This window comes from Neobacillus drentensis NBRC 102427, assembly GCF_001591445.1.
Taxonomy (GTDB): domain Bacteria; phylum Bacillota; class Bacilli; order Bacillales; family Cytobacillaceae; genus Neobacillus; species Neobacillus drentensis.
In genome coordinates, this window is sequence record NZ_BCUX01000003.1 from 257,532 (window position 1) to 272,884 (window position 15,353).

Consider the following 15,353-nt stretch of genomic DNA (forward strand, 5'->3'; position numbering starts at 1 on the left):
AAAAGAGCAAATGAAATTTGCTCTTAAGAGTAAAACGGATGGTCATCATTAATTAGAATAGGTTGTATCTTTTTGGTGAAACCGGTTTTTCGATCAAGTTCAATTACTACTGCACTTAACTGACTTCTTCCTGAGGTAGGAACTTCAAACCGGACTGGGAGGCTGGTAAGGAACCTTTTAAGAACAGCTTCTTTTTCCACGCCTAATATTCCATCATAAGGCCCCGTCATCCCTACATCGGATAAATACCCCGTGCCGCCTGGCAGGACCCTGTTATCGGCCGTCTGAACATGTGTATGTGTACCAACGACAGCTGATACTCTTCCGTCTAAATACCATCCCATTGCCTGCTTCTCACTAGTTACCTCCGCATGGAAATCAACAAAGATAAATGGGGTTCTTTCTCTTGCAATTTCAAGCAATTCATCAGCTTTTTTAAATGGACAATCCAGTGGCGCCATAAAGGTTCGTCCCTGCAAATTAATAACAGCAACTTCCAAATCATTAACTTTAAAGAATGCCATCCCCTTCCCAGGAGTCCCTTCTGGAAAATTGGCTGGTCTGACCATATTTTTGGCAGTATCGATAAATTCAAATATCTCACGATTATCCCAAGTGTGATTACCAAGTGTGATAGCCTGTGCACCATAGCCTAAAAATTCGCGGTAGATTTTTTCGGTAATCCCCTTACCTCCTGCGGCATTCTCACCATTAATAATCGTAAAGTGAGGCCGATATTTTTCTTTTAATTTAGGTAGGTATTCCTTCACCATATCCCGTCCTGGTGAGCCGACGACGTCTCCAATAAAGAGTAGAATCATTATTTGTCCCTTTCGTAAATAAATTGTTATTGTTAAAATAGTATCACAAAATGGAACTATTTAATTGGATAGGGTAGTGCAAAAAACAAAGCGGTGCATGTGCACCGCTTTATTTCGCGTATTCTACAGCCCGTGTCTCACGGATGACTGTCACTTTAATATGTCCCGGATAATCGAGCTCCTCCTCAATTCGCTTACGAATATCTCGTGCTAATCGATGTGCAGCAAGGTCATCCACTGAATCTGGTCTTACAATAATTCGCACTTCACGACCGGCTTGAATGGCAAAGGATTTCTCTACACCTTCATAAGACTCAGAAATTTCCTCTAACTTTTCAAGACGACGGATATAGTTTTCAAGTGTTTCACTACGTGCGCCTGGTCTTGCTGCTGATAAGGCATCTGCAGCTGCTACTAAAACGGCTATTATTGATGTCGCCTCAGTATCACCATGATGGGAAGCAATACTATTGATTACTACCGGATGTTCCTTATATTTGGTTGCAAGTTCAACCCCAATTTCAACATGGCTGCCTTCTACTTCATGATCGATTGCTTTTCCAATATCATGAAGCAGGCCAGCGCGACGTGCTAAGGTTTCATCTTGGCCAAGCTCAGCGGCAAGTAACCCAGATAGCTGTGCAACTTCCACTGAATGCTTTAATACGTTTTGACCATAACTTGTACGGAATTTTAAACGGCCGAGAATTTTGATTAAATCCGGGTGAAGTCCATGAACACCCACTTCAAATGTGGTTTGCTCCCCAACCTCACGAATATACTCATCCACTTCACGGCGTGATTTTTCTACCATTTCCTCAATTCGCGCTGGATGGATACGACCATCTTGAACTAATTTCTCAAGTGCTAAGCGAGCCGTTTCACGACGAATCGGATCAAATCCTGATAGAATAACTGCTTCAGGAGTATCATCAATAATCAAATCAATTCCTGTTAATGTTTCAAGTGTACGAATATTTCTTCCTTCACGGCCAATAATGCGGCCCTTCATTTCGTCATTTGGTAGGTTGACGACAGAGACAGTCGTTTCCGCAACATGGTCAGCAGCGCAACGCTGGATTGCTAGCGAAAGTATTTCCTTTGCCTTCTTGTCAGCTTCCTCTTTTGCACGATTTTCGCTTTCCTTAATCATTATCGCTGTATCATGGGTTAGTTCCTGTTCCATTCTATCAATAATGATTGTTTTTGCTTCCTCGCGCGTTAAGCTCGATATTCGTTCGAGTTCAGTTTGTTGTTTTCTTACCAACTCGTCCACTTTGCTTTCCATCTCTTCAATATGCTGTTGTCTTTGGTTTAGAGAATCATCCTTCTTTTCTAAAAGATTTTCACGCTTGTTTAACGTTTCCTCTTTTCGATCTAAATTCTCTTCTCTTTGCAGTAAACGGTTTTCTTGTTTTTGCATTTCATTTCTTCGTTCACGAACCTCACGTTCTGCTTCTGTGCGAAGCTTGTGAATTTCATCCTTTGCTTCTAGCAAAGCTTCTTTTTTCAATGAATCAGCATCACGTTTCGCATCTTCAAGAATCTGCTCTGCAGCATTCTTTGCTCCTGCTACTTTTGCTTCAGCAATGGATTTATGAACAAAATAGCCAACAACGGCACCGACGATAAGGCCAAGCAAAATGGAGATGATAGTCATTGGTTCCAATCGTTACACCTCCTCTTGCTATGAACTTTTGTTACATTTTTTAAGTGTCGGCATGTACATTGTTTAGACTCAACATACAGCAAGCACCAAGGCTTTTTCGGAATATAATATTACCAAAAATGTAAAATATACATGTTAATTGTAAAGGTGGGGATATTCATTGTCAAGGCTTAGTCCTACTGGCTTTTTGAAATATTTAGAATAGGACATCATTTATTGGAAAAAAGGAGCAAAACTTTATTAAGCTCTGCCCCTCAACTTTAGTCTATTAATTCAAATTGTTCATCGTCGTCTTTCTCAGTGACAAATTTTTCACCGTCTAAACCATAATGTTCACGGATTTTTCCTTGAATTTCAAGGCGAATATCTGGATTTTCTTTCAAGAATAACTTTGCATTTTCACGGCCTTGACCTAATCTTTCACCATTATAGGAGTACCATGACCCGCTCTTTTCAACAATATCTAATTCTGAGCCAAGATCAATGATCTCACCTTCTTTAGAAATTCCTTCACCATACATGATATCTACCTCTGCAGTTCGGAAAGGAGGAGCAACTTTATTCTTAACTATTTTTATCTTCGTCTTATTACCTACGATATCAGTTCCCTGTTTTAACGCCTCTGCACGTCGTACTTCAATACGGACGGTGGAATAGAATTTTAATGCGCGTCCACCTGGTGTGGTCTCAGGGTTTCCAAACATAACGCCAATTTTTTCACGAATTTGATTTATAAAGATTGCAATGGTCTTTGATTTGTTGATGGCACCAGATAATTTACGCAGTGCTTGCGACATCAAACGAGCTTGTAAGCCCATGTGAGAATCTCCCATTTCGCCTTCAATTTCCGCTTTTGGAACTAAGGCTGCTACTGAGTCGACTACAATAATATCAATTGCACCACTTCGGACTAATGCTTCTGCGATTTCAAGAGCTTGTTCACCTGTATCAGGCTGTGATAGCAATAACTCATCAATGTTAACACCTAATTTTTGGGCATAAGCCGGGTCAAGGGCATGTTCAGCATCAATGAATGCTGCCTGTCCACCATTTGCCTGAACTTCAGCGATCGCATGCAGAGCAACTGTTGTTTTACCAGAGCTCTCAGGGCCATAAACTTCGATAATACGGCCCCTAGGATATCCACCCACTCCAAGTGCTGCATCAAGCGCTAAAGAACCACTTGGACTCGTTAAAATCTTCGTATCTGTTTTCTCTCCCATCTTCATGACGGAACCTTTACCAAACTGCTTTTCTATTTGCTTTAACGCCATTTCTAAGGCCGCTTTACGATCATTACTCACGAATTATTTCCTCCCTTATATATAAACACATGCAAATTGCTATAATCTATTAAATAAATACCTATTAATAATATAACCGCTTTTCGGATATTTGTCGAGTAAAAAAACGAACATTCATTCGTTTATTTTCAAAGCAAAATTGATGTAATAAAAGGAAATTCCCCCTGCTTTTTGCATATATTTGCACTTTTGGTTGGCTGATAAGGCTAAATTCATCCATTTTCCGAATTCCCCCCCTTCTCAATTATTCAAAAAAAAAATCACAGAATACTAATTAGCATTCTGTGACTCTTTTATGATGCGAAGGAGAAAATAGCAGCCAAATTTTACTGCACGATTCCGGTTCGCTTCTCTCGTTCCGCCCAGGGTAATCTTTTCAACAGTTGTTGGTCTTCCCTTAACTGCAATTCCAATAAATACGGTACCAACTGGCTTGCCTTCAAGTTCTTCAGGGCCAGCAACACCCGTAAAGCTAATTCCGATATCGGTATTAAATAGCTTAGAGGCATTTTCAGCCAACTCACAAGCACACTGTTCACTTACGGCACCATATGTATTAAGCGTTTCTTCCTGCACCTGTAAGAGCTGTTGTTTCACTTCATTTGAGTAACAAACCACACCACCGAAAAACACTGAGCTTGCACCAGAAATTGATGTTAACTCCTGTTGAAAAAGTCCTCCTGTTAAACTCTCAGCGGCAGTAATCGTTAACTTTCTTTCTTTTAAATTTTTCATTACCTCTTTCAATAGAGACGTATCATCATAGCCATATAAAAATGCCCCTACACGTTGGTTTATCGTTTTTTCCAACTCATCAAGCATCGACTGTGCAGTATTTTCATCCACATGGTTTGCCGTCAACCGTAAAGTAACCTCGCCGTCTCCTGCAAGCGGGGCAATCGTCGGATTGCTTTGTGCATCAATTAAATCGATAACTTCAGTTTCCAACGCTGCTTCCCCAATCCCAAAAAACCTTAACACTCTTGAAACAATTTTCTCATTGGAATTGTTAACTTTTGAAAGAGCTTGAACGCCAAACTGGAGAAACATCGGCTCCATTTCCTTTGGCGGGCCAGGCAGCAGCATATATGTATGACTTCCAGAATCTAATACCATGCCTGGAGCCATCCCATGATTATTTGGGAGAATATGAGACCCCGCTAAGACGAGTGCCTGCTTTCGGTTATTTTCTGTCATGACCCGATTGGTTCGCTCAAAAAAAAGTTCAATCGAAGCTAATGCCATTTCATCGATAACGAGTTCTTTACCAAGATGACGAGCAATGGTTTCTTTAGTCAAATCATCTTTTGTAGGTCCAAGACCACCTGTAAATATGATTACCTCAGCACGATTTTCAGCTAATTCAATTGCTAATTTTAGCCTGTCGGGATTATCACCAACAACAGTATGAAAATAAACATTAATACCGAGCCCTGCTAATTGCTGAGATAAAAACCTCGCATTGGTATTCACAATCTGTCCAAGCAATAATTCCGAACCAACAGCAATAATCTCAGCATTCATAACTTCACACCTTTCTTACCTTTAGTAAACTTTTGCTTACTTTGAATTTTTAAGTACATGACTATTTTTCACAAAATAATCCCAACCGGACCATATAGTAAAAATTAAGGCAACCCACAATGACACGACATCAAAACGAAATGGTATCATTGCAAAAATAATATTATGTAATAAAAGCGATGATATAGCGACAATTTGCGCCCATGTTTTAATTTTGCCCAGCATATTAGCCGCGACAACTTCGCCTTCTCCTGCGAGCAAGAGACGTAATCCAGTTACTGCAAACTCCCTGCTAATAATAATTATTACTAACCACGACGGTGCATAAACATCATGCAGTTCAACTAATACGATAAGTGCAGCTGATACAAGTAACTTGTCCGCAAGTGGGTCTAGAAATTTCCCCATATTGGTCACAAGGTTATATTTTCGGGCATAATGGCCATCAACCCAATCCGTTGAAGACGCTAAAATGAAAATTAATGCACCGACAAAATGGGTAACTGGAAGGTCAGCCCCAAGAAGATGCATGTCACCCCATTTAAAGGGAACAAGCATAATAATCAAGAATATTGGAATTAATAATATTCTTGATACAGTAATTCTATTCGGAATATTCATAGTTTTCCTCCGTTTAATTAATAAAAGTGAAAAATAGTCATCAATAGATGACTATTCTTCTTTCAGAACATATTGAATCGTTATGTTCTGAACATTCGCAGTTGCAGGGACTGCATACTCAAGCTTTTGGTCATTAACATAAATTTCAGTTTCAGCAGCGTTTCCGACTCTGATAACAGCCAAACTTTCTGCTGATAAATCTTCTGTTTGGCTCTCAGTTCCACCTGTTTTAAGTGTTCCCTGAAAAAAGGATTTCCCTTTTCCATTTTTAATACTAACCCAGGTTTGACCTTTAGAAACCAACTTCACGACAAATTTATCTGCATTTTTTAATTCATAAGTTGAATTCCTGCCGCTGCTTTGAACCGCTGTAATTTCTTGTTTTGGAGTCTCTTCTACGGCTGTTTGTTCCTCTACCTGTGCTGTATTATCCTTCTGGTTCTCGTTGTTTTTCTTAACAACTTTATTATCTGGTTTGTCTTTTTCAAGATTATTGGATTTCACAATTTTAGCTGGTTCAGTTTCCTTCCCAATAGATTCATCAGAATTTCCGCCAGCATGATTTGAAATAAAATAATATAAAAGGCTCGCTACTCCAATCACAAACACACCGATTAATATCTTTGGGAGAATAGCAAAGATTTTGGAATTACCTTCCGTAAGCGTTTTGTGAGTTTTCACTCTAGATAATTGCTGGGGTAAATCCTCATTATAAGTAGCAGGAATTTCACCTTGATAAGTTTCAAAAATCTCATCAGGGTTAAGGCTTAAGGCCTCTGCATATTGCTTAATAAATGCACGCACGTAAAAATTCCCTGGCATGCTCGAATAATTACCTTCTTCAATTCCAATTAAATAACGCTTTTGAATTTTAGTCATGGATTGTAAATCATCCAAGCTTAATCCTTTAGCTAGTCGGACTTCTTTAAGTCGATTCCCTAATTCAGACACCTGTTAACACCTTCCAATTTATTAAAAATCAAAATCTCCAAAATCAGATCCGGAGAACATGTTATTCTGGTCAACGACCTCATATGTAATCTCTTCTTCTGCGTCATTCCTAAGCTCGATTATATAATCAAAATCATCAAGTGTATATTCTGAGTTTTGTACAAAGATATCAGGATGCTCGATTACTTTTACTGACGGCAGACGCATGATTTCGCGGACAAGTTGCCAATGACGCTCATTTGCTCGTCTTGTTGAGACGATTCCATCAAGAATAAATAGATTATTTTCGTTGTATTCATCCTCAATTAGTTGATTACGGATGGTTTGTTTTAACAGAGTAGAAGAAACAAATAACCAGCGTTTATTTGCACAAACACTTGCTGCGACTAATGATTCTGTTTTTCCGACCCGAGGCATTCCTCGAATACCAATCAACTTATGCCCCTCCTGCTTAAATAATTCTGCCATAAAATCAACCAATAAGCCAAGTTCATTCCTTACAAAACGGAAGGTTTTTTTATCATCGGCATCTCTTTGAATATAGCGCCCATGTCTAACTGCGAGCCTATCACGCAGTTTCGGTTCTCTAAGTTTAATTAGTTTTATTGTGTCCATAGTATGTAATATTGACTCAAGTCGTTTAATTTGATCATCGTCTTTTGCTAAAATGAGCAATCCCCGTCTGCCTTCATCAACCCCATTAATCGTTACAATATTAATAGAAAGCATTCCCAGCAAGGATGAAATGTCCCCCAATAGCCCTGGACGATTTTTTTGTATCTCATATTCTAAATACCATTCTTTTTTCAAGATATAAACCTCCTTTAAAGAAGTTTCGACATATTTTTTACATTTCCTCATCTAAACCCTATAATAAATGATTTTGGTTGAAGATGAAAGTAAAAACAAAGATATTCGTTCTTTATCGGTGGTTTTAGAAATTTATGCAAAGAAAAAGAGAGGAGAACCCTCCTCTCTTTTAGCGGCCGCCGTTATTCTGGATAAGTTTAATCATCATATTAGCAATCGCCTGTTGTTCATCCTTATCAGCGACTGACCAGAGGTCTGAAAGAATTCTTTCCTGCTCATTTTTAGGCTCTACTTGATTTGCTAAATAATCTCCAATTTGAAAGGCGAGATTACTAACTGCTCCCTCACTCATACCTTCATTTTGTGCATGGTGAAGACGATCAGCTAGAAAGTCCTCCCACTGTTTCCAGTTTTCTAAAACAGACATTGTTTTCCCTCCTTTGAATTAGTACATGGTTATTTTGTGATGAAGTGAAGCGAACTATACATGAATAAATATGAATTTCAGGTATACCATCCTCCATTTAATGAAAGAACTTGACCTGTCATATACGAGGATTCCTCAGAGAGCAAAAAGGCAACACTCTTAGCTACCTCTTCTGGCATTCCTAATCTTCCCATCGGAATTTCATACGAAATCTGATCCACCTCTTCTTGGGAAAAACCATTCATCATCGGTGTTGCAATCGCACCAGGGGCAATTGCATTAACACGAATGCCATTAAGTGCTAATTCTTTGCTTAACGCCTTTACAAAGGCAATTTGGGCACCCTTGGCTGTTGAATAAGCTACCTCACAGGCCGCGCCTGTTTGACCCCAAATGGATGTAATGACGACAATGCTCCCTTTTCCTTTACTAAGTAATTTTGGCAGCAGTTCTTTTGTGAGCATTAATGGATTTAGCACGTGAATATTGAGTAATGCTTCCGCTTCAGTATGCTGCAAATCAACAAGCAGTCCATATTGACTGTTTCCACCACAATGGATAATAGCATCTATCGAAAAAATCTCTGAATTAACCTTCGTATATCCATTCGGAACAGAAAAGTCTGCACAGATAGGAATATACTCTCCACCGTAAGTCTGTAGTTTTTTGATTAATTCTCCGATTGATTGTTCATTTTTATTATAATGCAGATACAAATGATAGCCTTTTTCTGCTAGGTTCAACGCAATCGCTTGTCCGATTCCACCACTAGCACCCGTGATTAGTACATATTTCATTTTTCCCACACACTCTTTCTAGAAACTTAAAACAGAGAAAAAAGCGCCGGGGTTACGACGCTTCCACGTTTGTTATTTTTTCTTCGGAATTACTTGACATACTGAAAAGCGTTCTTCTGAAATTACCTCGGATGCTAATGATTGTACATCGTTTAAGGTGATTTTTTCAAGTGTTGGAACCACATCAAACAGGTTCATATCATTAAAGGCATAACGAGTAAATTGATTGGCAATATATTCAGGTGAATTGACCGCCCGTAAAAATCCACCTATCTTCTTTCTCTTCGCTCGTTCCAATTGCTCTTCATTAAAGATTGCTTTACTTTTAGCTTTTAAAAGCATCCCCGCAAGCGTTTCAGCGAGCTTATCTGGTTCCCCTGTATCCCCGCCAATCATTGCAAACCCAAAGCCTTGTTCCTGCGTGTAATCAAAGGAAAATGTTTCATCAATTAATCCTTCATTATAGAGCTGATTATAATTTTCTGAGCTTTTTCCAAACAATAGATCGAGTAGTATATTCATTGTTAATTCATTCTTAAGCAATTCGTCGCCCGTTTGGTCGACATGAAGTGCTTTAATACCTAGTAAGCATTTGGACGTTTGCACATTCATTTCAAGAACTTGTTTCATTTCGGCCGCCTGAGCAGGTTCCGTTTCAAATTTGCGTTTAATTTCAGGCATATCCTTGTAATCCTTTTTGGCTTGATTTTCTTTAACTTGATTCATAAAGCTTTCAGGGTCCACAGGGCCGACAATAAATAAAAGCATGTTACTCGGATGATAAAAGGTGTTATAGCATTCATATAGCCAGTCTTTTGTAATATGTGAAATTGACTCGATTGTTCCCGCGATATCGATCTTAACCGGGTGATTCTGATAAAGATTTTGAATGAGCCCAAAATACAAACGCCAATCCGCATTATCATCATACATGGTGATTTCTTGCCCAATAATCCCTTTTTCTTTTTCTACCGTTTTTTCAGAAAAATAAGGCTCCTGAACAAAATCAATAAGTGTTTCAAGATTTTTTTCTACATCTGACGTACTTGAAAATAAATAGGCAGTCCGTGTAAAGGAAGTAAAAGCATTTGCTGATGCCCCTTGACGGCTAAATTGCTGGAATACATCACCGTCTTCCTTTTCAAAAAGCTTATGCTCTAAAAAGTGAGCAATCCCATCCGGGACTTTTACATACTCGTTTTTTCCTAATGGAACAAATGTATTATCAACCGATCCATATTTCGTCGTAAAAGTTGCAAAGGTTTTATTAAATCCCTTTTTCGGCAATATATATACATTAAGTCCATTGGATAATTTTTCATGAAATAGCTCTTCCTGAAGCTGGTCAAACGATATTTTCTCCATTTATTTGCCCGCCTCCGTTCCAGTTAAGAAGTATATGGTATCCATTTGAATTTTCTTCGCAACCTCGACAATTTCTTCTTTCGTTACTTTCTGCATTTCTTCGAGCCATGTATCCAAGTTAATATTTGTGGCAGCCACCACATTATGATAGAGAATTTCCGTCAACCCTCTGGATGTGTCAATTGTTTCAAGGATTTGATTTTGAATTACTGCCTTTGTTTGTTCTAACTCTTGGTCTGTGAAATCACCATTTTTCATTGCTTCTAATTGTTCATGAATAATTCCTACTGCCTGGTCATAATTCTTTAGATCAATTCCTGACATAACCATCATCAAGCCTTTGTGACTTTCAAGACGGCTCGCTGCATAATAAGCAAGACTAGCTTTTTCTCGGACATTAATAAATAGCTTGGAATGTGAAAACCCGCCAAATATCCCATTAAATACTTGCAAGGCAAAATAATCTGGGTCCCCGTAGACAATATTTGTTCGATAGCCAATATTTAATTTCCCTTGTTTTACGTCTTGTTCTTCTTTTATTTCTTTTACATCATTAGCTCTGTTTATTTCCTGTGCTCCTAATTTTTTCGATTTTCTGTCCTCAAAATGTAATAGTTCAGAAGCGTAACTCTTTACCTCTTCTTCATTTACATCGCCGATGATAAATAAATCCATTTCATCATTTAAGAAGGCGCTCTTATAATATTCATAGAGATTCTCAGCTGTAATAGCCTCAACCTCTGCTGAATCGCCGTTTACTTCTAAGGCATAGGGTTCACCATTACACATTTCTTGAATTAGTCGGACATTCGAGTAACGCATTTTATCATCGAAAACTGATTGGATCCTTTGTTTTTGTGTCCGCTTCTCTTTACCTACAGTATCTTGGTCAAACGCATTACCTTTAATATTTGGATTGGTTAATATTTCGGCTAACAATTCAAATCCTTTTTTTAATAATGGACTTGGGTCACTTAGGAATTTTTCATTAGCAATTTCGATGGAAAAACTCATGATATGGTATTCGCCTTTTTTTGAGAGATCCACAAAAAAGGTGGCACCATATAACTCATCGAGATACGACCGAAGTGCCGTAGTTGTAGGATACTTTGCGGAACTGCTTTGCAATACCTGCGGAAGAAGCGCACGTTTGGTTACATCTTGCTTTGTTAGTGGTGCTTTCATCTTCCATATCAGGGTATTCGTTTTATATTTTTCTGTTGGTATAATGTGCAGGTTATATCCTTTAAGCGGTGTTATTTTTTCTGTAACAGTGGCCATTTACATTCCTCCTTAACGGTTCAAGGTGATACTTAACAATATGTAAACATTTTTCTTTATATCTTTTCCTTTGTAAAAAAACCTATACGTATTATTACTATAATTTGGCAGGCTTGTTCATTACAAGTAATTAAACTTTGTTTTCACAAAAACAACCCCTGAAATTAATCAGGGGTTCGTTTATAACACTATTAGCGATTACCTTTGATATAGTGGGTTCCACTCGCTTTTGGTGCATCGGCACGACCGATGAATCCAGTTAAAGCTAATATTGTTAATACATATGGAGCAATTAACAAGTATACATTAGGAATTTCCTTTAAGAACGGTAAACTTGAGCCAATGATACTAATACTTTGTGCAAAACCAAAGAATATTGCCGCACCAAGTGAGCCAAGCGGATGCCATTTACCGAAGATCATTGCAGCTAACGCCATGAACCCTTGACCACTGATTGTCGAGTGGCTGAAGTTAGATGTAATCGATTGTGCATATACTCCGCCACCAAGTCCACCAAGTGCTCCAGAAAGGATGACGCCATAATAACGCATTTTCGTTACATTAATCCCCATCGTGTCTGCTGCCATCGGATGTTCACCGACTGAGCGGAGGCGGAGTCCAAATGGTGTTTTAGCAACAATAAACCAAACAATAATAGCAACAAGGATAGCAAGGAACGATGTCCAGTACGTATTTTGGAAGAAAATTTTACCAATGACAGGAATATCTTTTAAAATAGGAATATCAATTTTGCTAAACCCCTTACTGATAATTCCCGTTTCACCTTTATCAAAAATAAGTTTTACAAGAAACAGGGTAAGACCTGTTGCCAATAAGTTGATGGCAACACCGGAAACCGTATGGTCTGCACGGAATGTAATTGCCGCAACCGCGTGTAACATCGAAAATAATGCTCCAGCAGCCATTGCTATTAATAGTGCAATCCATGGCGTGGCACTTCCAAATGTATCAAATGTAAATAAGTTAAACACGATCGCTGAAAATGCCCCAATGACCATTAAACCTTCAAGTCCAATATTTACTACCCCGGAACGTTCCGAGAAAATACCGCCTAATGCAGTGAAGACAAGAGGAGCAGCCCATAATAATGTGGATGGAACAAGAATGATTAAGATATCCATTAAACTCAACTTACTTCACCTCCTTCTTACTGATTCGGTCAAGAAATACTCTAATGAAATAACTTGATGCAACAAAGAAGACAATTAAAGCAATGATGATATCTACTAATTCATTTGGTACCCCAGCTTCAAGCGGCATGTTTAATGCTCCCACTTTTAGAACACCAAATAGTATCGCTGAGAAAAAGACACCCAAAGCAGTATTACCGCCTAGTAATGCAACAGCAATTCCGTCGAAACCAACGCCGGAAAATCCACCCTTAACTGCTGCATATTCAAAAGTACCCAGCCCTTCCATTGCACCTGCTAAGCCAGCAAATGCTCCGGAAATGACCATTGATAGGATAATATTTTTATTAACATTCATCCCTGCATATTGAGCGGCATGTTGGTTAAATCCTACAGATCTTAATTCAAATCCTCTTGTTGTTCTTTCTAATAAGAACCACATAATAAAACAAGATATAATTGCAAGAAGTATGCCCCAGTGAAGTCTTGAATAATCTGTTATACTTTCTAACCAAGGAGACCGCAATGTTGCAGATTTATGAATAGGGCCCGAATTATCCCCGTGATTTGTAATTACATTACGAATAAGATAGTTTGAAACATGTAAGGCAACATAGTTCATCATAATGGTTACAATTACTTCATGAACACGAAAACGAGCTTTTAATAGACCTGGAATGAATGCCCAAAGCGCACCTGCAACTATAGCTGCTAAGATCGCAAGTGGTAAATGAATCACACGTGGCAGGTCAAAAGCTACCCCTACCCATACTGCAGCAAGCCAGCCTACTAAGAATTGCCCCTCAACCCCGATATTAAATAAACCTACACGAAATGCAAAGGCAACAGCTAATCCGGCTAAAATATATGGGGTAAACTGCCTGACTACTTCCCCAAGATAATAGACTTCTCCAAATGCTCCATTCCATAGTGCTGTAAAGGCAGCAACTGGATTGTACCCGCTTACTAACATGATAATTGTTCCAACAATGATGCCTAATAAAACAGCAATGATTGGAGTTAAAATACTTTTAAACCGCTTAGACATGTGATTGTTCACCTGCTTCCTTTCTATTCGATCCAGCCATCAATAATCCAAGTTCCTGCTCCGTCGTTTCCTTTGGATTAACAATAGCTACGATTCTCCCTTCATATATAACGGCAATACGGTCACTAACATTCATAATTTCATCCAATTCAAAGGAGACAAGCAAGACTCCTTTCCCATGGTCGCGTTGCTCAATTAAGCGTTTATGAATGAATTCAATTGCTCCAACATCCAAACCGCGCGTTGGCTGAGCCGCAATCAATAAGTCAGGGTTCCGATCTATTTCACGTCCAATAATGGCCTTTTGTTGATTACCACCAGAGAGAGCACGTGCCAAAGTGTATTCACTTGGGGTCCGAACATCAAACTCACTTATAAGCGTTTTTGCTTTCTTATAAATTTCACTAAAGTTTAAGATTCCGTTCTTTGAGAATGGCCTCTTATTATAAGTCTGTAAAACCATATTCTCGCCAATTGGGAAGTTTAAAACTAACCCATGCTTGTGTCGGTCTTGTGGAATATGGGCAACGCCTGAATCAGTAATTTGCCTTGGTGTATGATTGACCAATTCTTTGCCATTTAATTTTACACTGCCGCTTTCAGCCTTGCGTAAACCTGTAATTGCTTCAATAAATTCAGATTGACCATTCCCATCGACTCCTGCGATGCCGACAATCTCTCCGGCACGGACAGTTAGATTCAGGCCATTTACAACTGTAACACCACGTGGGTCTTTAACGACTAAATCCTTGATTTCAAGTACTTCTTGTTTGGGAGTCCCTTCCTTTTTATCTGTTTTAAAGACAACCTCACGTCCAACCATTAAGCTTGCAAGCTCATTAGGATTTGTTTCGCTTACGTTAACAGTTCCAATCCCTTTACCTTTACGAATAACGGTACAGCGGTCAGAAACTTCCATAATCTCTTTCAGTTTATGGGTTATTAGAATAATAGATTTACCTTCTTTAATAAGCGTTTTCATAATTTGGATTAATTCTTTTATTTCTTGTGGTGTTAGTACAGCTGAAGGCTCGTCAAAAATAAGAATTTCGGCACCGCGATACAGTGTTTTTAAAATCTCGACACGTTGCTGCATTCCTACGGAAATATCGGAAATTTTCGCTTGTGGGTCAACTGCTAATCCATAACGCTCCGAAATTTCTCTAACCTGTTGCTCGGCCTTTTTAATATCGATTTTCCCGGCAGATGTAATCTCTCTTCCAAGAATAATATTTTCGGTAACTGTAAATGTATCAACCAACATAAAATGCTGATGGACCATTCCAATACCGAGGTCGTTAGCAATATTAGGGTTTGAAATGTTAACCGGTTTGCCTTTTACACGTATTTCACCTTGTTCCGGTTGGTATAAACCGAAGAGAACATTCATCAAGGTGGATTTTCCAGCACCATTTTCGCCAAGCAAGGCATGAATTTCACCCTTTTTTAATTGGAGGGTTATGTTATCATTCGCAACGAAGCCATTAAACTCTTTACGGATGTTGAGCATTTCAATTACATATTCCATTCTTTTTCTCACTCCCTGTGATAAGGTAAAAGGAAAAATTGACCAACAGTAGTAAG

General features: G+C 38.7%; 14 protein-coding genes. All 14 read right to left on the reverse strand.

What is annotated here, in order from left to right; genetic code table 11:
* Positions 1-23: 23 nt before the first annotated feature.
* The gene (gene ymdB / locus BDR01S_RS01805) at positions 24-821 is read right to left on the reverse strand and encodes a 2',3'-cyclic-nucleotide 2'-phosphodiesterase (protein WP_066252803.1); all 798 of its coding nucleotides are present in this window, start codon (positions 819-821) and stop codon (positions 24-26) included.
* Positions 822-930: 109 nt separating this feature from the next.
* Entirely contained in the window at positions 931-2,481 is a 1,551-nt protein-coding gene (rny, locus tag BDR01S_RS01810) for a ribonuclease Y (RefSeq protein WP_174523421.1), read from the reverse strand.
* Positions 2,482-2,750: 269 nt separating this feature from the next.
* Positions 2,751-3,794 carry a recombinase RecA gene (recA, locus tag BDR01S_RS01815; RefSeq protein WP_082797276.1) on the reverse strand — a complete coding sequence of 348 codons (1,044 nt, stop codon included), beginning with the start codon at positions 3,792-3,794 and terminating at the stop codon, positions 2,751-2,753.
* 270 nt (positions 3,795-4,064) lie between these two features.
* Entirely contained in the window at positions 4,065-5,318 is a 1,254-nt protein-coding gene (locus BDR01S_RS01820; protein ID WP_066252800.1) for a competence/damage-inducible protein A, read from the reverse strand.
* 36 nt (positions 5,319-5,354) lie between these two features.
* Positions 5,355-5,939: a CDP-diacylglycerol--glycerol-3-phosphate 3-phosphatidyltransferase gene (gene pgsA, locus BDR01S_RS01825; protein ID WP_066252798.1), complete on the reverse strand. Its 585-nt coding sequence runs from the start codon at positions 5,937-5,939 to the stop codon at positions 5,355-5,357.
* 51 nt (positions 5,940-5,990) lie between these two features.
* Positions 5,991-6,890 carry a helix-turn-helix domain-containing protein gene (locus BDR01S_RS01830; RefSeq protein WP_066252796.1) on the reverse strand — a complete coding sequence of 300 codons (900 nt, stop codon included), beginning with the start codon at positions 6,888-6,890 and terminating at the stop codon, positions 5,991-5,993.
* Positions 6,891-6,911: 21 nt separating this feature from the next.
* Entirely contained in the window at positions 6,912-7,703 is a 792-nt protein-coding gene (locus tag BDR01S_RS01835) for a DUF3388 domain-containing protein (protein WP_066259859.1), read from the reverse strand.
* Positions 7,704-7,869: 166 nt separating this feature from the next.
* Positions 7,870-8,127 carry a DUF3243 domain-containing protein gene (locus BDR01S_RS01840; RefSeq protein ID WP_066252794.1) on the reverse strand — a complete coding sequence of 86 codons (258 nt, stop codon included), beginning with the start codon at positions 8,125-8,127 and terminating at the stop codon, positions 7,870-7,872.
* A 77-nt stretch (positions 8,128-8,204) separates the two neighbouring features.
* Positions 8,205-8,924, reverse strand: coding sequence for an elongation factor P 5-aminopentanone reductase (ymfI, locus tag BDR01S_RS01845; protein WP_066252793.1), 720 nt, complete (start codon positions 8,922-8,924; stop codon positions 8,205-8,207).
* Positions 8,925-8,996: 72 nt separating this feature from the next.
* Positions 8,997-10,289, reverse strand: coding sequence for an EF-P 5-aminopentanol modification-associated protein YfmH (gene yfmH / locus BDR01S_RS01850; RefSeq protein WP_066252792.1), 1,293 nt, complete (start codon positions 10,287-10,289; stop codon positions 8,997-8,999).
* A complete protein-coding gene (gene yfmF / locus BDR01S_RS01855) occupies positions 10,290-11,570 on the reverse strand; it encodes an EF-P 5-aminopentanol modification-associated protein YfmF (RefSeq protein WP_066252790.1) in 1,281 nt (426 codons plus the stop codon).
* A gap of 191 nt (positions 11,571-11,761) precedes the next feature.
* Complete coding sequence (locus BDR01S_RS01860) at positions 11,762-12,721, reverse strand: ABC transporter permease (RefSeq protein WP_066252788.1); 960 nt, start codon at positions 12,719-12,721, stop codon at positions 11,762-11,764.
* 1 nt (position 12,722) lies between these two features.
* A complete protein-coding gene (locus tag BDR01S_RS01865) occupies positions 12,723-13,769 on the reverse strand; it encodes an ABC transporter permease (protein ID WP_066252786.1) in 1,047 nt (348 codons plus the stop codon).
* Complete coding sequence (locus BDR01S_RS01870; RefSeq protein WP_066252784.1) at positions 13,762-15,297, reverse strand: ABC transporter ATP-binding protein; 1,536 nt, start codon at positions 15,295-15,297, stop codon at positions 13,762-13,764. The genes BDR01S_RS01865 and BDR01S_RS01870 overlap by 8 nt, the downstream gene beginning before the upstream one ends.
* Between the last annotated feature and the right edge of the window lie 56 nt (positions 15,298-15,353).